We start from the raw sequence: 24,061 nt of genomic DNA on the forward strand, positions 1-24,061 counted from the left end.
GCAACCCGTTACGAAAAAACCGCACGAAACTATTTGTCCATGGTGAAATTAGGCTGTATTCGACTCTTTTACAGGCGGTTATCTAATTAAGGGACGCAGTCTAGTTTTCATGTTATAGCCATTGAGCAAGTCCTGATATTGTTTGCTCGTATATTGACTTCCTCTATCACTATAAAAAACAGAATAGAGTTAAAAAACAATAACAATTAATTTAAATTTATATAAATAAAAAATATTATTTATCCATGATTTATTGTTATTATTTAATATTGGAAATATATATTATTACAACTTATAGTTTCATCAATAAAATCAAACTGAAATTTAATTTAAAAAAATAAACATTAAGTTTGTTTGATTTAAATCAATAATCACATCTTTATTAATTTGTTGTTAATATGCTATATTTCAACTCAACGAATTATGAGATCCCTAAATTAAATTATATATTTTTCTTACGTCAGCAATGGGATATGCAAGGAAATTAATATGCAACTTGTAAATATAATAAAACCAACCCATAGATGTAATTTAGCGTGCAAATATTGTTATAACGAAGATATAAGACATCCTGTTATGACACTGGAACTTCTTGAAAAAACAATTAAAGATACGTTTGACTATGCCAGTGATAAGAAAGTATTTACTTATGTTCATTTTATATGGCATGGTGGTGAACCAATGCTACCCGGCATTAGTTTCTATGAAAATGTTGTTTCTTTTCAGGAAAAATACAGCAATGGTATAAGGTACTTAAATGCCCTTCAAACAAATGGAACATTAATAACTCAAAGATGGTGTGATTTTATTAAAAAAAATAAATTTTTCATGTCTATATCTATTGATGGACCTAAAGATCTAAATGATAAAAATCGAGTTACACACAAGGATACTGGGAGTTTCAATAAGATTATTGAAGGAATCAATAAACTAAGGAAAAATGATATTGATGTTGGTTGTGCTTTAGTAATGAGCAAGACAAACATGAATCATACGGATGAAATATATAATTTCATGTTTGAAAACAAACTACCATTTAACGTGATTCCATTAAATAAATCAGGAAATGCCGTAGATAATTATCAAGATCTCGGATTAGGGCCTGATGAATATTATCTACCATGGAGTAAACTATATGATAAATGGTTTTATGCAGAACCTGAAAATTACATTTTTGTTTCTGATTTTGTAAGGAAAACTCAGGCAATTCTAGCAGGAAGAGCGGCTGATTGTATAGGAATGGCTCAATGTGGAAATACCTCCTTTTCTGTTGATCCTGTTGGAGATTTATATCCATGTGCAAGTCTCTCAGCTCAACCTGATATGAAATATGGTAATTTACAGAATAATTCTATTTTAGAATTAATGAGTGGCACAAGGGCAACAATATATAGAACAAGAGAAAGCACTGATTCATGTAAAAAATGCAAGTGGCAACACGTTTGTCATGGCGGTTGTCCTGCAAGGGCATATAAATATCACGATAATGATATATCTCATAAAGACTATTACTGCCCAAGTTTGTATAAAATGTATGAACATATAGAAAAAAGATTAAATGAAAAAGGGCTAACTGCAAGTAAGCCATATAGTAAACATATGAGTGATGGTCTGCTTGGAACTAGTGCTTTTTTAGAGATAGAAAAGCATAAATCCAAGTTAATAGAAGTAATAAATATTAAATAAACATGATAAGGAACTTACTATGAAAGACTTAAAAAAAAGTAATTTATGGAATAAAGCACTATTAGATTGCGTAGGTGGGACAGGAAAAGATGTTGGTCAGTCTGTAGAACCTAAGCAAGTAAACAAACTTGTAAAACGAGCAGCTAGTCCTGGTTGGGATGGTAATATATATAAATATGGTTTTTAATTAGTTATAGGGAGAGGGAGTCCCCTCTCCCACTCATATTTTTATTGCACATCTAAACATTCATAATAAAAAAACGTCCTATTAATCCGTTAAAGTTTCGTAGTTCTGTGGCTTTCACCACAGATGGAGTTTTTTCAGATGGTTCTAAGATCTTTAAATATTTCAAAAATAGCGTGAAAGTTTTTTTTATAAAGCAGAATGATTTTCCTTGAAAACTTTGATAGAAATCAAAAAATTAACTTTTGAAATTTTTAAAAAAATGATTAAACTATATAATTATTATGAATCGTAAATTTTAGAGGCTTATGTGATGAGTAACGAAAAAAAAGTAGTTTTTTTTATTATTTTAATTGTATCTATATTTACTGCGTTTATTGGATTTATAGTTCATGTTATTAACGTTGAATGGTTAATACCATACATTAGAAGTGAAGTAAATAACGTATCTGTTTTACCCTCTTGGGATGTTAGGTACTTGGCTGCATTCACAAGTATAGAAACAGGTTTTGGTATAACAATCTTATATATACTCATAAAAAAGGGAATGCCTACATATAATTCTTTCACGAGAGGAATTATTATGTGGTTACTTGAATTGGCGATCATGGGTAGACTAGTTCGGCAACCATTAATGGATTTTGCTATAGGAAATCCTTTCTTAATATCTATATTACAAAACTCAATATCGTGGATTAATTGGTTTTTAATTTGTCTTATAACTACATTTTTATATGATTATTTAATTAAATCATGGTGTGAAAATAATAATGGATGAAGGAATATTCAGGAACACAAATAAAAAAAACAATGAGAGAAAGTGGGTTCCTAATACAATAATTAGGATTTACCCACCCTCAGTTATTTTGTATATAATAACATTTTTTTTGATGAGCTTTCTTCTTATTTTAATTTTTGTATTAAAGATAAGTAATAAAATTGAAATAGAAGGTGAAGTTAACTCATTTCCTTCAACAGTAATAGTAAGATCGCCGATAACGGGATATATTGAATTATCTAATGTTAGTATATTAGAATCTTCTAAATTACTTAAAGGGGATGTTATTTTAAAAGTAAAAAATATTGATGAAGATATCAACGGAGATTTAAAAAATCAAAAAATCAAAAAATTACATTCAATAATGGATAAGTTAAATAAAAATATAAATGATAAAAAAGAATTAAAAATAAAAATAGATGAATTTTATGAAAAAAACATCACCTTTACTGATCAAGAAATAAAAGTCCTAAAAAACGAATTAAATGAATCAAATAAAATCATTCAAAAACATAATGATACTAGAAAAAAATATGAGCTTTTCTTGAAGAAAGGATATGTAACTATAGAGCAACTAAATTCAATAAGTAACAATTATGCTCAGAATAAAATTAGTTATATAAACATACATCAGCAATTAAATTCTTTATTGGAGAAAAAGTCTCAATTTTTTATAGATAGAGATAGCAAAATAAATGACATAGATAATAAAATTTCATCATTGCAAGAGCAAATAAATCAAATTGAACTAAAAAAAATTGATATAAACTCTGATACTAACAGAATTATAACATCGCCTATTGATGGAGTTTTGGATTATCAATATAAGACATTAGGACAGGAAGTAGTCAAAAATGATCCTCTACTCAAAATATCGCCCAAAAAAATAGAATCATACTTTATTGTTTTTAGTATAAAGAGTGAACATTATCCTTATGTGAAGATCGGTGAAAAAATCAATGTAAGATTTAAGTCATACCCGTTTCAAAAGTATGGCTCTTTTGATGGTGTAATAGATAAAATTTCTCAATCTATTACAAATAATGAAAATATTATTTCACAGAAATTAAAAAGTGATACTATAAATAATGGTGATAACCTTTATTCTATACAAGTTAAAATAACTGATAAAAATATAGATAAATTAAAGCTAGTTGCAGGAATGAAAGCAGAAACATCTTTAATCATTGAAAATAAAACTATTTATAATTTTATGGTAGACAAAACTAAATATAATTTTAAAAAATACATGGAGTAATTATGATAAATAAAGATGCATTGTTTTACTTTGTCCCCAGTGTCTTTTTTAAAAGAAAAATTAACATTATCTATCAAGAGAATATTGCAGATTGTGGAGTTGCATGTATTGCCATGATATTATGTTATTATGGACATGATACGACTCTAAAAGAGCTAAAAGAAAATAATAACTTTTACTCAAGAGGGTTACGCTTAAAAGATATGCTAAGTATATCAGAAAACAATAAATTAAATACTAATGTATATTCTTTAGATGTTGATGAAATAAACCTTTTAAAAAAACCATGCATACTGCATTGGGATATGAACCATTTTGTGGTTTTAGAAAAAATAACTAAAAATAAATTCTTTATATTTAATCCTGAAAAAGGAGAGGAAGTATTATCTATCCATGACATTTCAAAGCATTTCACGGGAGTAGCAATAGAATTAACACCCGCCCCAGAATTTAAAAAGAAATCAACCAATTATAAAAATACAATTAAATTAATAGATCTTTTCAAGAGCTCCAAAGGCTTGGCAAGTTCTCTTTTTAAGATATTTGCAATTTCTATTCTTATAGAGAGTATCGCGCTTACTATTCCAATTGGAATCCAGTTAATAATGGATCATGTTATAGTAACAAAAGATACGCTATTGTTGTCATCAATCTGCATATTCTTGATATTTTTCACTCTAGTTAAAACTTTTTCTGATGTAATAAGATCTTATATGTCTCTTTCTATAAACGTCCTTTTGGATATGCAATGGAAAAATAGTCTTTTTGGACATTTGTTGAAAATCCCTCTTGATTATTTTTCAAACAAAAAATTAGGAGATATTCAATCTAGATTTAATTCAATAGAAGATATTAGAGAAACGTTTTGTAATAATATAGTGAATTTAATTATTGATTTTTTGATGATACTAGGCTTGTTGAGTATGATGATTATTTATGGTGGAGGTCTAACTGCTGTAGTAATATTATTCTCAACTTTATATTTTATGGTTAAATTAATTGTATATAGAATATATAAAAAATCATCAGATAAAAAAATCAGAAATGAGGCTGCTATAAATTCTTTCTTTATGGAAAGTCTTTACAGTATGCCAACAATTAAAGTACTTGGATTACTTAATAATAGATTAAGAAATTATGGTGATAAAGTTAAGAATTTAAATAAATCCGAAATAAAAAAGAAAAAAATAGAAATTATTACTAGTGCGCTAAGTTCTATAATTGTTTCTCTAGATCAAATCATTATTCTTTGGGTTGGTTCATATTTAGTAATAAATAATTCTATAACTATAGGTATGTTTATAGCTTTCAATACTTATAGAGGCCAATTTTCAGATCGTGTTACTAATGTAATTAATAAATCCGTAGAATTGAAATTGCTCTCATTACATAATGAGAGGCTATCTGATATTGTTTTACAAGATAAAGAAGTTTTCAAAAATGATATTGATATTAATATTGATAATAATATGGCATCTTTAGAGCTATCAAATATTTCTTATACGTATGATGGTGCATCTTATCCAGTAATATCAGATTTTTCAATAAAAATTAACGAAGGAGAATCTGTAGCAATAATAGGTCCATCCGGCACAGGAAAATCCACTCTTATTAAAATAATGTGTGGGCTTATTCAACCGCAATCAGGAGAAATACTATTCAATAATAATGATGTGTATTTTCTGGGAATTAATAACTACAGAAAAAACATCTCTTGTATTTTACAGGAAGATAAGCTTTTTTCTGGGTCAATTGCAGAAAACATTTCAGGGTTCGATGATAATATAGATATGGATTATGTTATTGAATGTGCAATTAAGGCCAATATAAATAGTGAAATAGCTAATTTCCCAATGGGATATTATACACAATTAAGTGAACTAGGAGGAAGTATCTCAGGTGGTCAAAAACAAAGAATAATGATAGCTAGAGCACTCTATAAAAAACCAAAAATTATTTTTATGGATGAAGCAACAAGTCATTTAGACACAAATAATGAGTCATTTATTAATAAATCAATTGCAAATTTGAATATGACTAGAATAATAGTGGCGCACAGAGAATCCACCATTAAAAGTGCAGATAGAATTATTCATTTAAATGCTGAACTAGAGCAATAAAATGCGTATTTTTTTCAATAATGGCTCGGATTTTATAAAAACTAACGTGCCTTGTTTTTACATGTGTTCAGATTTTTCACTCTGAATACATGTACTGTTCTTTAAAACCTTTATCGCAGTGAGTGGTAAAACGCAGGAGGCCAGTTTATTGCGTCAAATCTAATTTTTGTAGGATTTTATCCACACCCACACATAAATTATGATTGCTCACCGAGTCCCATTATAAAAATTTGACCCTGACTCATTCAATAGATACAGTGTTTAACTGTAATCACTAACGATCCTATCGCCTGCAAGGATCACCTATCGGGTGGCGAAACAAATCTATGGTCTTCTGAAAGGGAGTGCATGCAATGCGGTACATCTGCGCACTTTTGGAAGCAGATATCATCAGACCAATAACCCACGGTTGGTGATGAAAGTTTACCGGTGTTATTCGCCACCGGCTACCCACACAACAGGGCAGAACATTCTCTGTCTCAGGCTGAACGTTACCATTTTAACCGGTACAACATTCACCCACATTTTGCATTTATCACGATAAACGTCCCGAATATTGCGCGGCGTCACTTGTGTTAAAGCGCAGCGTTTACCAAGTGACGCCGCAAAGCGGCAAACGTCCATAGCCCATCCGGTCTGGTTTTACGACCGATTAGAACCCCGCATTACTCAGTGAAACCACGCAAAACAGACTATTAACCACCCTGTTAAACGATTGTCCTATCGGATTTTCAACCCACTGCCTGATTGTAGGCTGATGCAGTAAAAATTAAGGAGAAATGAATCACGTCAAGATAATGAGGCGTTCATCCTGATGAGATCAGGCACTGAACGGGGAGCATGTCATCGCTGTGCTGAGCACGTCGCGAGCTCCTGCAATAACTCAACACAATCCCGCCCTGCTACACATTATCTGACGCACCACGGAACGGTGAACCTGAACCGACACGCAGGGAATTGTTTTAAAAACGACTAAAAATGAATAAAACAAACGCAAAGTAGCAGAAGAGGCGAGAATGGCGCAGGGATCGACACGTTCAAAGGTTGAGCAGTTCAGAAAAGCCTTTATCACGCATGCCCGACAGGCGGGCGGAAGTTTTGTTACGGTGGCGGATCGTGAACGGATTGCCCGGCAGTTCCTTGATTATCTGAAAGACAATGGCATCAAACTCCGGCAAATGGATAGCCTGAAGGTGAAATATATTGAGCGCTACATCGCTGAACGCAAAGCCAACAATCTCAGTTATCGGACACTGCAAAATGAAATGTCGGTGCTGCGAGCCATTTTAGCGCAGGCGGGAAAGCATAAGCTGGCTGATCCCAATAATGCCCGCCTGAGTAACCGGACATTGGGTATCGCGGATACCAGCCGCAAGGGAACGAAAATGGCGCTGGCACCGGCTGCATTCCGGGATATTTTTCAGCAGGTGGAGCAAAAAGACCGGCGTGTCGCGGCTGTTATGCAACTGGCGTATGTGCTGGGACTGCGTACCAAAGAAGCGGTGGAAGCCTACAAATCGTTAGCGACCTGGAAGAAAGCACTGGAAAACGGGCATACGTCTGTGCGGGTGGTGTTCGGTACTAAAGGTGGACGCCCCAGACAGACGGTCATACTGGATCGGGAAGCCCTGCAACACGCGATTGCTTATGCTGAACGCGAGCAGGCCAGGCGCAGTGGTAAACTGATTGATAAGCCGACGATCACGCAGGCCATCGACCGTTACCGCTATATTGTCAGAAGCTCAGGATTGACGGGTAAGAACGCCCCGCACAGTATGCGTTACCATTTTGCTCAGCAATCCGGGGAGCATTATATAGCGCAAGGATTTAACGAGCGGGAAGCGCTGGCACTGGTCTCAATGGATTTAGGGCATGGCGATGGGCGAGGGCGTTATATTAAGCAGGTGTACTACCAGAATATTGAGGGCGAATAAGTTGTATTGGAGCACACACGCTCTGTTGCTCTGGTCATTGGAATATGAGCAAAGCAATCTTGAATCTTAGGCGATTATCCCTATGTTACGCTAACTCACTTTTGGACAAAACCAAGCTATATACCTTTTATAATACAGCAGTTTTGTTGGGATACCTAAAGTTTCAACCGCCTGCGGGACGGATGTAATCCTGTTAAACAACTAGATTGCCTGTTTCTCTTTAAAGTTATCGGTAAATTTTGAGGGATGATTTTCTTTTCATAAAGATACCTTAATTAAAGTCATTCCATTCCTTTACTAAAGTGTCCTAATTTATTAAATCATAACACTATTTTTAATAACTTATTGATAAGTCATTTCATGATACTATTTTGTTGAATTGAAAAAAGCCAGCATGTTATTCCAGCCACTAAAGAAACAATGATGATCAAACTCCAGGTGCTCACATATCCATCTGATTGAATATAAGCACCGATTAAAATATAGGTAGGCATAAGAAGCACGTGTCTGATTGTTGTCAATATCCCGCTTATACGCCCGCGATGGCTGCTTGGAGAGTGATTAGCCAAATATACACCTTCTTTGGTTAAAAGTAGAATTTCTCCAATAGCAAGGAAAAACCACGCTATAAACTGCATACTGGCTGAACTATAAAATAGTATCAAACTATAGCCTAGTGCAAAAATATAACCGGAGATGGAAAGACTTTTAATGTCGCATAAATTTGACGTCAATCTGATTATTGCAGGTGTAATAATAACTACTAAAATGCTTACAAATGTCATTAATTGTCCGTATAAAATTGGACCTTGCTTGTCAAATACATGGCTTAAGTAGAGAGGAGTGGTTATTGTCATTTGATTTAAGGCAAACCAAAGAAAGGTACACAAGACACCGAAAATAAGTAATCTGGGTCGCTCCTTAAATACCTTCCATACTGAACCATCAGTTGCTTTTTCAAGTTCTGACAGCTCTATTTCACTGGTTTTATGATCGCGAATATGATTGCTTACACCGAATAAAACGATGAGAACAGCGATTAAGCTTGCAATCCCATTTCCCCAAAAAACCCAGGCCGTAAAGTTCCAAAAAAGGTAGCCAGCCAATATAGGTCCAATGCCGGAGCCTAAGTTGTATGCAAGGTAACTTAATGACATGACAGCACTGCGATTATTTGGAGACGATATATCTGCAACAAGTGCATTACTGGCAGGAATAGACAGGCCATAGAAGGAATAGCTTAGAAAAAGTAAAACAGGAAGCATCACAGGCCAGTCTGAAAAAAAACCGCTAACGATTAGAACCAATGAACCGGCAATTTCTCCATATACCAGTACCCTTTTATGCCCGAAGGAATCAGCTATTTTACCGCCAATAAGACTACCTATAAGAAAAAGCGCAGTTATTCCCATAGCTAACCCGCCGGCTATTGTTGTTGAGTACCCAAGTTTTTGTGTTAGCAAAAGAATAATGAATGGTATAATAAAATTTCCAAGGCCAAGAACAAATTTTGCTAATGCAATAAAATATATATCTTTAGGTAATCCTCGGTACATCAATAATGGCGTAAAAAGCTTCATGGGTATTTACATTTTCCTATTATTTTGTTTAAAAAATTGTTTTATTGGAAAAGGAAGGACTCAATATTAAGAATTTTATGCGAAAAGGTAATGATAACATACATGTTAAATGTATCATGCTAAATCTCATATGATTTTAATTCAGGAAAACAAACAAAAATATCAACAAGTATAATGAATTTTATGATGCTGATTGATTATATGATATCTCAATGTATAAAATTAAAAAATATTCATTAACAATAAATTATCTATTTATTATGAAATGTATAATATAATTGTTTTGGTGTTTATTAAAATATATCTATTATGAATTTCAAGTTAAGGCTCTTAATGATGAAATAGTGATATAAACCTCAAATAAATAAATATAAAACATGTGATAAAGTTAAAGTGGTCGCAAGAAAAAAGAATTAATGATTGCTTCAGATTTTAAAGCTTCGGTATTTTTTCTTTTTGATATGATTAACAGAGGAATTATAAATGAAAAATGATAAGGTGATGACTTCGGCAAGCAGACGTGATAATAAATATTTATCGACATCAAAAAAACACATGCAGCCAGATCATCATACTCCTGTAAACCACCGATTGTCAGTATATTATAAGCTAAGCGGCTATTTGAATATTGAGCTATTTCACCAGGCTTTAAATGTTTTATTGATTCGGTATGATTCATTATTATCAACATTAGTTGAAGATGATCATGAATCAGCGATTAATACTCTGAGTAATAATATTGAATGCCTTTTTTTAATTTCTGATATTCGCACCTCTGAAGACAAAGAAAATAAGGTTGCTCAGATTATTGATAACACACTTAACACTTCTTTTAATCTTGCTAATGGACCCTTGTTAAGGAGTTTATTAGTATTATTGAAAGAGGATGAATATATCTTTCTGTTAAATATTCACCCTATTATTGTTGATAGTTTATCTGTTAAAATTTTGATTAATGAATTATGTATCATTTATAATGACCTGTTGAATCATCGAACGCTTTCTTTACCTCTTATTGCTCAACACGAAGATAGTGAAATTAGCTGGACTGAAGAACAAATATCAATACAACGTGAATATTGGCAGCAAAAACTTGCTGGTGCACCTCCTTTACTCACTTTACCGACAATATCTCCCAGACTTAATCAGTTATCCTCAAAAGGAGATACCTGTTCGTTTACTCTCGATAAAGAATTCACGAATCAGCTTAAACAAATTAGCCAAGAACACGGAATAACACTGTTAGAGACAATCATGACGGTTTGGGCGGTTGTGCTTCATCGCCTTTCAGGGCAGGACAGTATCATCATAGGGACCTCCTTTACGAATAGCAATATAACAGGTACAGAAAAAACGGTGAGGCCCTTAGCCAATATTTTACCAATCCGGATTGATATTGATGATAATGCCACCGTTGCAGCAATGTTTGCACAGGTAAATCATACCGTCATTGATGCGCAAAATAATCAAGATATTCCGTTTAAGCACCTTATTGAAATCATCAATCCGGGATCTCATGTCGCTGATTCACCTATTTTTCAGGCTATCATGACCTGGCCAGATTTTTATGATGGAGAGTTTGAACTGGAGGGAATTAAAACGTCACCCATGGGTTACAGATCTAATTACATAAAATCAGAGATTGAGTTGTTTATATTCCACCGAGATGATGAGCTTGTCGGAGGAATAACTTATGCTACAACGCTGTTTGAAAAACAAGTTATAGAACGTCAGATAAATTACTGTCTTACTGTGTTACACACTATCGCAAACAATGTGACTCAGCGCCTTAAAGATCTCGATATTCTGTCAGCAACTGAGAAAGAACTGTTATTAAATCAATGGAATGACACTGCGGGTTATTACCCTTCAGAATATTGTATCCATGAATTACTTGAGCAACAGGTGACAAAAACACCAAATGCACCTGCATTGGTATTTGATGATCGTATTCTGAGTTACGCTGAATTGAATCAACAGGCTAATCGCTTAGCCCATCGGTTGATTGTTGAAGGGGTAGTGCCGGATAGTTGCGTAGCTATCTGCGTTGACCGAACACCCCTGATGGTTATTGGTTTGCTGGCAATACTTAAAGCGGGCGGGGCTTATGTGCCGCTTGATCCCAGTTATCCATCAGCACGCCTTCATTATATTCTTGATGATGCTGCTCCTGTTTTACTATTACATGATGGTATCGGCGCAGATAAGTTGTATGACATTTCTGCGACAAAAAAACAGTTGGATATTGGTACTCTTCTGTCGGAGGACGTTGAATTCTCGGCAGAGAATCCCTGTGTTATGGGACTCAGCTCACGTAATCTGGCCTATGTTATCTATACCTCAGGCTCAACCGGCAACCCGAAAGGTGTGCAGAATGAGCATCGTAGTGTGATAAATCGGTTGTATTGGATACAGCAAACTTATCAACTTACCCCTGATGACGTGGTTTTGCAAAAGACCACGTTTAGCTTTGATGTTTCTGTTTGGGAGCTGTTTTGTAGCTTCATGAGTGGTGCCAAAATGGTATTGGCGACGACAGTGCAACAGAAAAACCTCTCTCAGTTAATTGAACTAATCAGTCAGGAGAAGGTAACCACTCTGCATTTTGTGCCTTCGGTGTTGACCGCATTCTTAAAAGAACCGGATGTGGCCCGTTGCTTAACGCTAAAACATCTGTTTTGCAGCGGCGAAGCGTTACATCCTATTACAGTGAAGCAGTGCCAGGCATTGATGCCTTGGGTCAGAATATACAATTTATATGGCCCGACTGAAGCTGCGATCGATGTGACATACTGGCATTGTCCCGATCATTTTGAGGGCCAGGTGGTGCCGATAGGTAAGCCCATTACCAATTCCCGTATTTATTTATTAGATAACCAACAACGGCCGGTCCCTTTGGGAGCGATTGGTGAATTATATATTGGTGGTATCGGTGTTGCCCGAGGCTATCTGAATCGACCAGAGCTAACAGCAGAACGGTTTCTGACAGATCCTTTTCATTCAGAACCGGATGCCCGCATGTACCGTACTGGCGATTTAGCCCGTTATGATAATGACGGCAATATTGAATATCTTGGGCGTAATGACCATCAGGTCAAAATTCGTGGTTTTCGTATTGAGTTAGGTGAAATTGAAACTTGCCTTGAAATCCATCCGTCTGTACAGCAAGCGGTTGTTGTTGCCCATGCAGAGAATGGGGAGGATAAACGGCTGGTGGCTTATATCGTCTTGGTACAAGGTAATGAATCAGATCAGATTACGGCAGAATTACGTCAATATCTGTTGTCTGTATTACCTGAATATATGGTGCCGGCTGCGTTTATGGTGATGGCACATTTCCCACTGACGCCTAATGGTAAACTTAATCGAAAGGTACTACCGGCACCAGATGCCACCGCTTATCAGCGTCAGTATTATCAGCCCCCGCAAAGCGAAACAGAAAACCTGTTGGCAGAGATGTGGGGCCAATTACTGAGTATCAATAAAATCAGTCGATTTGATAACTTCTTCGCACTAGGTGGTCATTCGTTGTTAATAGTACAACTAATGGGATTATTGCGGGAGAAAGGCTATACCGCCCAACCTGGGGCGCTGTTTTCCAGCCCGGTACTGGCAGAGCAGGCCGCTTTGCTGACAAAAATGGATGATACCTTCGCTATTCCGCTAAATCTGATAAGCCATGAGTGTGAACGGATCACGCCGGAAATGTTACCGTTGATTGATATAGAACAGGCAGACATTGATAGGCTGGTCAGTCAGGTGCCAGGGGGAATCGCCAATATTCAAGATATTTATGCCCTGTCACCATTACAGGATGGCATTTTATTCCACCATCTGTTGAGGGAAAAAGGCGACCCGTATTTGCTAACCAATCGGATAATTTTTGATAGTCGATCGTTGTTGGATCGCTATCTGGCCGCAGCGCAAAAAGTGGTTGATCGTCATGATATCTTGCGCACCGCTTTTGTTTGGCAAGGGTTATCAATTCCAGCTCAGGTGGTTTGGCGTCAGGCGCTTTTGTCCGTGACTGAATTGAAATTAGACCCTGCTGATGGTCCAGTGAGTGAGCAACTGGCTCAACGTTTTGATCCGTTTCATTATCGTCTTGACTTGGGGCAGGCACCGCTGCTGCGTTTTGTGGTAGCCCAGGAAGCTAATGGCCGTTGGGTAGCATTACAATTGTTGCATCATCTGGTTGGCGATCATGTAACGATGGAGGTGATGAACCATGAAGTTCAGGTCTGTTTTGCTGAACAGGAAAATAGCCTGCTTGCGCCAACGCCTTTCCGTAATCTGGTTGCCCAAGCCCGATTGGGTGCCAGCCAGACAGAGCATACCCGTTTCTTTACCGACATGTTGGCGGAGGTGGAGGAACCAACGTTGTCATTTGGGGTAACGGAAGTACATAGTGATGGCTCTCAAATGATGGAATATCATCAGATGCTGGCGGCCGCATTGAATGATCGCTTGCGTACTCAGGCCAGACGGTTGGGAGTGAGTTTGGCTGCTTTGTGCCACCTTGCCTGGGCGCAAGTATTATCACGTACCAGCGGGCAGGAAAAAGTGGTATTCGGTACTGTGTTGTTTGGACGTATGCAGACGGGGGAAGGGGCTGGCAGCGGGATGGGATTATTTATCAATACCTTGCCACTGCGTTTAGATATCAATGAGACTCCGGTACGGGATAGTATTCGTGCAGTTCATAACCGTCTGGCCGGATTACTGGCACACGAACATGCTTCGCTAGCATTGGCTCAGCGTTGCAGCGGAGTTGCCAGTGGCATGCCATTATTCAATACCTTGTTGAACTATCGGTATAACTTACTGCCAGAGGGTTCGGATAAGACTTTGATTGGCATTAAATTTCTGGGTGAACAGGAACGTACTAACTATCCGTTTTCCTTGTCAGTGGACGAGTTTGGTGACGCATTGGGTCTGACTGCTCATGTCGTACAGCCGTTTGACCCGGCAAGAATATGCAGCTATATGCAGCAGGCACTGGAAAGTTTGGTGGAGGCACTTGAACAGGCCCCGGAGACACCAGTACGGACATTAGAAATTCTGCCTGAAACTGAACGGACGTTATTGTTGAAAACCTGGAATGCGACGGAGACAGCGTATCCCGATTCGTTGTGTATTCATCAATTATTTGAACAGCAAGTGGAGAGAACTCCGGATGCGACAGCGTTGGTATATGAAGAACAGACGCTCAGCTATGCGGAATTGAATGCCCGTGCTAACCGACTAGCCCATCAACTGATTGCATTAGGTGTTGTACCAGAGCAACGAGTAGCCCTTTGTGTCACACGATCACTGGCTATGGTGGTGGGATTGCTGGCGGTGCTGAAAGCGGGTGGGGCATATGTACCACTGGATCCCGCCTATCCAAGTGAACGTTTAGCGCATATCTTAAGTGATGCGGCTCCGCTAGTGGTACTGGCTGATCAGGCGGGGCAGATAGCGCTGGGTGAAAAAGCGCTTACCGGATTGGCTGTAATTGATCCGAATTCATTGCCAGATCAATCGGACAGTAACCCCCAAATACAGACATTGACTTTACGGCATCTGGCTTATGTCATTTACACCTCCGGGTCTACTGGTACGCCGAAAGGCGTGATGGTTGAGCATGGCTCTGTATTGAACTTATACGGAACACTGATACAACGTACTTTTGCAAAATTATCTATCACTAGGATTGGCCTGAACGCTAGTATTTCATTTGATGCAGCAGTGAAAAACTTATTGAGTTTGTTGAATGGCTATACGTTAGTCATTGTGCCACAGGATGTACGAGCCAATAGTGTGGCTTTTTTGCAATTTTTAACCACAGCTAATCTTGATGTAATAGATTGCACACCAGTGCAATTAGAGATGTTGCTGGCTGCGGGGTTAGACCGGTATAACAAACGATTGGTAATATGGGTTGGTGGTGAAGCCATATCTCCTCCAATCTGGCGCACTGTTGCAAATCTCCCGTTCTTGACAGCCTATAATGTCTATGGTCCAACCGAATGCACAGTGGATGCAACATTGGCAGTTATAGAGCCTGCGCATCTTTACCCGACGATTGGTCGCCCCCTTTCCAATATTCAGCTTTATTTACTGGATAACTTTGGTCATCCGGCGCCATTAGGCGCAGTGGGAGAATTGTATATTGGTGGTGCGGGCGTAGCCAGGGGTTACCTCAACAGGCCTGAACTCACCGTTGAGCGTTTTCTGGCTTGTCCTTTCGTCGCTGGATCTGATGCGCGGATGTATCGAACAGGGGATCTGGCGCGTTACTTACCGGATGGCAATCTGGAATTCCTGGGCCGTAATGACTATCAAATCAAAATCAGGGGCTTTAGGGTAGAACCTGGAGATATTGAGACACGATTAACTGAGCATCCGGCTGTGAGTGAAGCGGTGGTGCTGGCATTGGGAGAAGGGCAGGAGCAACGTTTGGTTGCCTATGTCGTGGCTGAGCCTGATGACGGATTGGCTAAGTGTCTGCGTGATTATATAAGTGCTCTTTTACCTGATTATATGGTGCCGGCGGCCTTTGTCCGATTAGAATCACTGCCGCTAACACCAAATAACAAGCTGGATCGTAGTGCATTGCCGGCTCCAGATGATAAAGCTTTTGCCCGTCAGATATATGAAGCGCCACAAGGAGAAATGGAGATTACTCTGGCCGCTATCTGGCAAGAATTGTTGAAAGTTAAGCGGGTAGGGCGACATGATAATTTCTTTGCCTTAGGTGGGCATTCGCTACTGGCAGTGCGGATGATGAGCCGGATAGTGGCCTTGGGTGTTGAATTACCGTTGACCACATTATTTAAGTCCCCGACTTTGGCTGCTTTTACTGAGGAGATAAAGGGGCGATTTTGGGAGCAAAAAGTTAGACTTCCCACTATCCTGCCGGTCTCTTCTGGAGATCAGTTACCATTATCATTTGCTCAACAGCGTCTATGGTTTTTAGCTCAATTTGAGGGGATCAGTGAAATCTACCATATCCCGATAGCTCTGCGTTTGCGTGGTCAGCTTGATATTAATGCCTGGCAGCAGGCACTTGACGCTCTGTTTGCCCGCCATGAGACTTTGCGTTCGGTCTTTATCACGATGGATGGTCAACCTCGGGTTAAATTATTACCGGCAGAATCAGGCTTGCCGATGAAAAGACATGATCTACGTAAAGTTGCTGATATCCATGAACAGCTCGAGCATTTATGTGTGCAAGAAACAGAAGCAGAATTTGATCTTATCGAGGGCCCCTTAATCCGCGCTAATCTGATACAACTGGCTGACAGTGATTACGTTTTTTTACTGATTCAACACCATATCGTGTCAGATGGCTGGTCTGTTGGGATACAGATGCGTGAGTTAAGTGTCCTCTATTCAGCTTTTCTGACAGAGCAACCCAATCCCTTCCCACCGTTGTCAATTCAATATTCTGATTATGTGGCGTGGCAACGCCAGTGGTTATCGGCAGAACGGATACACATTCAGTCCGATTATTGGAAGATGAATCTGGCCGATACACCCATCTTGCTGGATTTACCGACTGACCGAGTCCGCCCGCCTGAACAATCATTTTCCGGGAATGCTGTCTCTATCCATCTGGGGACAGAATTAACAACATCTCTCAAACGTCTGGGTGAGCGACACGGTGTCACACTATTTATGATTCTGTTATCGGCCTGGGCCACAGTTTTGTCACGTTTGTCGGGACAGGATGATGTTGTGATAGGTACCCCAAGTGCAGGCAGAAATCGTCAGGAAACGGAATTATTAGTCGGGTTTTTTGTTAACACGCTGGCCTTACGTATCGATTTATCGGGGGCGCCAGATGTCACAGAATTGCTCATGCGTGTCCGACAAACTACACTGGCAGCACAGGAACATCAGGATCTGCCGTTTGAACAGGTGGTGGAAATCGTGCAACCACCACGCAGATTAGCGCATACGCCGCTGTTTCAGGTGATGTTTGCCTGGCAGAGTTTTACCGGGCAAAGCAGTGAACACCAGAATTGGGAACTGCCGGGCCTGGCCGTTACCCCAATGGATCAGGTTGTTAATAAAGTTAAATTTGATCTCGAACTGAGCCTGTTTGAGGAGAATGAGCAGATAGTTGGAGCACTGCATTACGCTACTGCACTTTTTGACCAGCCAACCATCGAGCGGCATATCGGGTACTTACATACAGTACTGCAAGCCATGGTAATTGACCATCAACAATGGGTCGGAGAAATCGATCTGCTGTCGGCGGTGGAACGTAAGTTATTACTGGAAACGTGGAATACAACTGAGACTACGTTTCCTGATACCTTACATATTCATCAGTTGTTTGAACAACAGGCAGCGAAAACCCCGCATGCAACGGCGCTCGTGTATGGAGAACAAAAATTCAGTTATGCGGAACTGAATCTCTGGGCTAATCGGCTGGCACATCAATTAATCACGCTGGGTATAACCCCTGATCAGCGGGTTGCGGTTTGTGTAACACGCTCACCGGCTATGGTGGCAGGACTGTTGGCTGTGTTGAAAGCGGGCGGAGCCTATGTGCCTCTGGATACTGATTATCCGGGTGAACGTCTGGCTTATATTCTGACGAATTCAGAGCCTGCTATCGTCTTAGCGGATAAGGCCGGACGTCTTGCTTTGGGCGAAAAAGCCATTGCTGATTTAACGGTACTCGATCCCAATGTGTTACCAGACCAGCCGGCGAACAATCTACAGATACTCAATCCACAGGTACTGGCCCTGACCCCACAGCATCTGGCGTATGTGATTTATACCTCCGGTTCTACCGGTACGCCAAAAGGCGTGATGGTAGAACATCAGCAATTGGTGCATCAAATTACTGCACTGAATCAAAAATGGTCCTTTAACACGTCTGATCGGGTATTGCAGTTCTGCAATCCTTCTTTTGATGTCTGCGCGTCAGAAATATTTTGCGCAATAACTCATGGTGCAAAACTCGTATTGCGGACAAATCAATGGACATCCAGTGCGCAGGAATTCTGGCGTCTGTGTGAACTTTATCAAATTAGTTATGTGTCAATTCCGGCTCAATTTTGGCGGGTAATTGCCGAGGCTAATGAAGCCGCTATCTATCAGGGCTTACGAGTCATGTGTATTGGTGGGGAAACGGTACCGTATCATGAATTAAAACACTGGTTATCTGTTCACCGAAAACGGCCTGTTTTGGCGAATTGCTATGGACCGACAGAAACGACAATTACCACGACGATTTCGTGCCTGAATGAAAACACAGAACAGGCCAATATCATTGGTCGGCCCCTTGCGAACACGCGTGTTTACCTGCTGGACAATTATGGTCAGCCAGTGCCATTGGGAGCAATCGGTGAATTGTATATTGGTGGCGCGGGTGTAGCTCGGGGTTATCTGAACCGTCCAGATCTGACGGCAGAACGTTTTCTGGTCGATCCATTTAGCCATCAACCGGGGGCTTGTATGTACCGTACCGGTGATTTGGCCCGTTATCTGCCGGACGGCAATCTGGTATTTGTCGGCCGCAATGACCAACAGATGAAAATTAGAGGCTTCCGTATTGAACCGGGTGAAATTGAAATACGGTTAACCGAGCATTCGGCAGTGCGTGAAGCCGTGGTGATATCGTTGGGAGACCAATATGATAAGCGTCTGGTTGCCTATGTCGTGGCAGAAGCGCTTGATGAGTTGGCTAATAATTTACGAACTCATCTGAGTACAGTTTTGCCGGATTATATGATACCGGCAGCTTTTGTCCGTTTAGATACATTTCCGCTGACACCAAACGGCAAGCTGGATCGCCAAGCACTACCGGCACCGGACGAAAAAGCTTTTGCTCGTCAGATGTATGAAGCGCCACAAGGAGAGATAGAAATCGCTTTGGCCACTATCTGGCAAGAGTTATTGGGAGTTGAACAGATTAGCCGTGATGACAATTTTTTTGCCTTAGGTGGTCATTCTTTATTGGCTGTACAGATGGTGGAGCGCTTACGTCATCAAGAGATAATGCTGTCGGTACGAAATTTATTCCAATCGCCGGAGTTGTCTAAACTTGCCAGAACAGTTGCCGAAAAATGGGGACAATATCGGATTGTGACAACGCCAGCCAATGTGATTACACCGGCAACGACAGCATTAACACCGGAAATGTTACCACTGATTGATTTGACCCAATCTGAGATTGACCTCATTGTCAAACAAGTACCGGGTGGTATTGCCAATATCCAAGATATCTATGCCTTATCACCATTGCAAGACGGTATTCTATTCCACCATTTACTAGCCGATACAGGGGACCCATATCTGTTAGTCAGACAAGCGCGATTTGCAGATCGATTTTTGCTGAATCGCTATCTGGCGGCCGTTCAATGGGTTGTTGATCGGCATGACATTCTGCGTACGACCTTTATTTGGCTGGGGTTATCTGTTCCGGTTCAGGTGGTCTGCCGTCAGGTTCCCTTATCAGTGCTTGAACTCACATTAAATCCTGCTGATGGACCTGTTTGTGACCAACTAATCCAACATTTTGATCCTAATCAGTATCGTCTTGATGTGAGTCAGGCTCCGCTATTGCGTTTTGTCTTGGCACGGGAAGAGGATGGTTCCTGGCGAGTATTGCAACTGTTGCATCATTTGATTGGTGATCACACAACGTTGGAAGTCATGAATCGTGAAGTTCAAGCATACTTTGCCGGAAAAGAGAGTAATTTGCCTGCTCCGGTTCCTTTCCGTAATTTGATTGCACAGGCACGACTAGGTATGAGTCAGGAGGAGCACATTCGCTTCTTTACTGATATGTTGGCTGAAGTAGAAGAACCAACGTTGCCATTCGGGTTGACTAGCGTACATCACGACGGTTCTAAGGTGACACAATCACACAGGATGTTAACCACTGCACTGAATGAAGGCCTTCGCCGTCAGGCCCGACGTCTGGGAGTCAGTTTAGCGGCGCTATGTCATGTCGCCTGGGCCCAAGTGCTGTCGCTTACCAGTGGGCAACAGAAAGTGGTATTTGGTACGGTATTGTTTGGACGTATGCAGGCGGGTGAAGGTGCGGATAGCGGGATGGGGCTGTTTATAAATACCTTACCGCTGAGATTGAATATGGATGATACCCCAGTACATCATTGTGTACAGGCTGCACATAATCTGCTGGCGGGATTGTTGGAACATGAACACGCTTCATTGGCATTAGCTCAGCGTTGTAGTGGCATCCAAGGCGAAGCGCCTCTCTTTAGTTCCCTGCTTAACTATCGACACAATACACCGTTGGTGGAAATAGATGACAATATGGCGGGGATTGAGTTTCTTGATGGACGGGAGCGAACCAATTATCCGTTAACATTATCGGTAGAGGATTTTGGCGAAGCACTGGGTCTGACTGGACAAATAGTGCAGCCATTTGAGCCAGAACGGATATGTAGTTACATGCAACAGGCACTGGAAAGTCTGGTGGACGCGTTGGAACAGGCCCCGGAAACACCGGTATGGCAGTTGGACATCCTGTCAGAAGCAGAACGCACGCTGTTATTAAAAACCTGGAATATGACGGAAACCCCATATCCTGCGACCTTGTGTATTCATCAGTGGTTTGAACAGCAGGTGGTGAAAACCCCGCAAGCCACCGCACTGGTCTATGAAAACCAGACGCTCAGCTATACGGAATTAAATACCCGGGCTAACCGGCTAGCGCATCAGTTAATCGCCTTGGGGCTAGTACCGGAGCAACGGGTCGCTATTTGTGTGTCACGCTCCCCGACCATGGTGGTTGGGGTTCTGGCCGTCTTAAAAGCCGGCGGGGCCTATGTGCCGCTGGATCCAGCTTATCCGGGAGAACGCCTGACTGACAATCTGAGAGATGCAGCTCCGGTAATAGTGCTGGCAGACAGGCTTGGTCGGTCAGCCTTAGGTGAGAACGTATTGGCAGAGTGCAACATACTCGACCCGAATACCAGATTTGACCAGCCGGACAGCAACCCGCAAATACTGGCATTGACTTCACGGCATCTGGCGTATGTGATTTACACTTCCGGTTCGACCGGCAAGCCGAAAGGGGTAATGGTTGAACATCGTGGATTTGTTAACCTTATCCAAGAAAAAATTACGCAATTTGCAATTGGTGCGGAGAGTCGGGTGTTGCAGTTTGCTTCATTGAGTTTTGATGCCAGTGTCTGGGAAATCATGATGACGTTGTGTAGTGGTGCTATGCTGGTTATTCCCGCAGACCATGTGCGTCAGGACACAACCCAGCTATGGCGTTATCTGGAAGCGCAAGCGGTAACACATATTTGTCTGACACCGTCTCTGCTTCATAATGGGGCAGATGTACCAGTATTAACGAAAAAATTCACTTTGACATTGGCGGGGGGAATTCCCAGTACGGCGTTAATCTGGGCACTGTGTGGCCGGGTCACTCTGTTCAATGCCTATGGCCCGACCGAAATAACGGTGTGTGCTACGATTTGGCAGTGTCCGTCAGACTATACCGATTCCGCAGTACCTATTGGGCGTCCAACGGCGAATACCCAGATTTATTTGTTGGATGCGCATCATCAGCCGGTACCGCTAGGAGCAATGGGTGAACTGTATATAGGTGGAGTGGGAGTGGCTCGGGGTTACCTCAATCGGCCTGAATTAACTGCTGAACGTTTCCTTATCGATCCATTTAGTGATAGCCCGGATGCGCGCATGTACCGGACCGGGGATTTAGCCCGTTATCTGCCGGACGGCAATCTGGTATTTGTCGGCCGTAATGACCAGCAGGTGAAAATCAGGGGCTTCCGTGTTGAACCGGGAGAAATTGAAGCCCGGTTGAACGAGTATCCAATGGTGAGGGAATCACTGGTGTTAGCGCAGGGAGAAGGGAAGGATAAGCGATTGGTGGCTTATGTAGTAACAGAACCAGTAGTAACGGAAATGGGGGACACAGAAGCGAAAGCGGCGGAAACCAATAAAGGACTGGCGAACAGCCTGCGTGCTCACCTGAGTGCTTTATTACCGGATTATATGGTGCCGACCGCTTTTGTCCGTCTGGATGCGTATCCACTAACACCGAACGGAAAGCTGGATCGTCGGGCATTACCGTCACTAGATGAGAAAGCCTTTGCCTGTGAGATCTATGAAGCACCACAAGGAGAAATGGAAATTGCTTTGGCTGCTATCTGGCGAGAATTGCTAGGAATTGATCAGATTAGTCGGCATGATAATTTCTTTGCCTTAGGTGGTCATTCATTACTAGCGATACAAATGATGAATCGAATAATCACTTTAGGCATTGAGCTACCTCTGGCCACACTGTTTAAATCCCCCATTTTGTCTACTTTTGCTGAGGAGATGAAATGTCAGTTCGGTGAACGTCGATTGGATGAACATAGCAATAAACTGCCTGCTATTTTGCCAATATCCCGTGATAGCTACTTGCCGTTATCATTTTCTCAGCAACGGCTATGGTTCCTGACACAATTTGAGGGCGTTGGTAACACCTATTTTATTCCGATGTCTCTGCGCATGCGTGGTCAGCTTAATATTACTGCCTGGCAGCAGGCACTTGATGCTCTGTTTGCTCGCCATGAAGTACTGCGTTCAGTTTTTATCACGATTGACGGTCAGCCTCAGGTTGAATTATTACCGGCTGCATCTGGTCTGCCGATGAAAAAACATGATCTACGTAATTCACTGGATTCAGATAAAGATATTGAACGTTTATGTACACTAGAAATGGAAGCACCGTTTGATCTTGTTAAGGGACCCTTAATTCGCGCTCAATTGATACAACTAGCTGATGATGATCATGTTTTCCTGCTGACTCAACATCATATTGTGTCAGACGGCTGGTCTATAAGTGTACTGATCCGTGAACTGAGTGCTCTCTATACGGCTCTTTTGGAGGGAAATACTGAGCTGTTGCCGCCATTGGCGATTCAGTACCCTGATTATGCCGCATGGCAGCGTCAGTGGTTATCGGCAGAACGGGTAAAAATTCAGTCTGACTATTGGAAAATGATGTTGGCAAATGCTCCTGTCCTGCTGGATTTACCGACTGATCGGTCCCGCCCGCCTGAACAATCATTTTCCGGGAATGCTGTCTCTATCCATCTGGGGACAGAATTAACAACATCTCTCAAACGTCTGGGTGAGCGACACGGTGTCACACTATTTATGATTCTGTTATCGGCCTGGGCCACAGTTTTGTCACGTTTGTCGGGACAGGATGATGTTGTGATAGGTACCCCAAGTGCAGGCAGAAATCGTCAGGAAACGGAATTGTTAATCGGGTTTTTTGTTAACACGCTGGCCTTACGTATCGATTTATCGGGGGCGCCAGATGTCACAGAATTGCTCATGCGTGTCCGACAAACTACACTGGCAGCACAGGAACATCAGGATCTGCCGTTTGAACAGGTGGTGGAAATTGTACAGCCGCCACGTAGTCTGGCACATACCCCACTATTTCAGGTGATGTTTGCCTGGCAGAATTTTACCGGGAAAAGCCCGAACGCCAGGATTGGGAACTGCCGGGACTAGACGT

General features: G+C 40.9%; 8 protein-coding genes. 7 read left to right on the forward strand and 1 reads right to left on the reverse strand.

Annotation, left to right across the window (positions count from 1 at the left end; translation table 11 throughout):
- Window positions 1-489: 489 nt before the first annotated feature.
- From dynA to Xets_RS13475, 6 genes are all read left to right on the forward strand, one after another.
- Complete coding sequence (gene dynA, locus Xets_RS13450) at window positions 490-1,686, forward strand: dynobactin maturation radical SAM/SPASM protein DynA (RefSeq protein ID WP_187651865.1); 1,197 nt, start codon at window positions 490-492, stop codon at window positions 1,684-1,686.
- 19 nt (window positions 1,687-1,705) lie between these two features.
- Entirely contained in the window at window positions 1,706-1,873 is a 168-nt protein-coding gene (gene dynB / locus Xets_RS13455) for a dynobactin A family peptide antibiotic (RefSeq protein ID WP_187651866.1), read from the forward strand.
- A 310-nt stretch (window positions 1,874-2,183) separates the two neighbouring features.
- On the forward strand, window positions 2,184-2,648 hold the full coding sequence (locus tag Xets_RS13460; RefSeq protein ID WP_187651867.1) for a hypothetical protein: 465 nt from the start codon (window positions 2,184-2,186) through the stop codon (window positions 2,646-2,648).
- Window positions 2,641-3,906: an HlyD family secretion protein gene (locus tag Xets_RS13465; protein ID WP_187651868.1), complete on the forward strand. Its 1,266-nt coding sequence runs from the start codon at window positions 2,641-2,643 to the stop codon at window positions 3,904-3,906. Before Xets_RS13460 ends, Xets_RS13465 begins: the two co-directional genes overlap by 8 nt.
- A 2-nt stretch (window positions 3,907-3,908) precedes the next feature.
- Window positions 3,909-6,026, forward strand: a complete 2,118-nt coding sequence (locus Xets_RS13470) for a peptidase domain-containing ABC transporter (protein WP_187651869.1) — start codon at window positions 3,909-3,911, stop codon at window positions 6,024-6,026.
- A 1,016-nt stretch (window positions 6,027-7,042) separates the two neighbouring features.
- Window positions 7,043-7,960, forward strand: coding sequence for an integrase domain-containing protein (locus tag Xets_RS13475; protein ID WP_187651870.1), 918 nt, complete (start codon window positions 7,043-7,045; stop codon window positions 7,958-7,960).
- 353 nt (window positions 7,961-8,313) lie between these two features.
- On the opposite strand, the gene Xets_RS13480 is transcribed toward Xets_RS13475, so the two are convergent.
- Window positions 8,314-9,540, reverse strand: a complete 1,227-nt coding sequence (locus Xets_RS13480; protein WP_222941603.1) for an MFS transporter — start codon at window positions 9,538-9,540, stop codon at window positions 8,314-8,316.
- A gap of 483 nt (window positions 9,541-10,023) precedes the next feature.
- On the opposite strand from Xets_RS13480, the gene Xets_RS28690 reads away from it, so the two are divergent.
- Window positions 10,024-24,057 carry an amino acid adenylation domain-containing protein gene (locus Xets_RS28690; RefSeq protein ID WP_370588242.1) on the forward strand — a complete coding sequence of 4,678 codons (14,034 nt, stop codon included), beginning with the start codon at window positions 10,024-10,026 and terminating at the stop codon, window positions 24,055-24,057.
- Window positions 24,058-24,061 lie beyond the last annotated feature (4 nt).

The organism is Xenorhabdus sp. TS4, from assembly GCF_014467265.1.
Lineage (GTDB): Bacteria > Pseudomonadota > Gammaproteobacteria > Enterobacterales > Enterobacteriaceae > Xenorhabdus > Xenorhabdus ehlersii.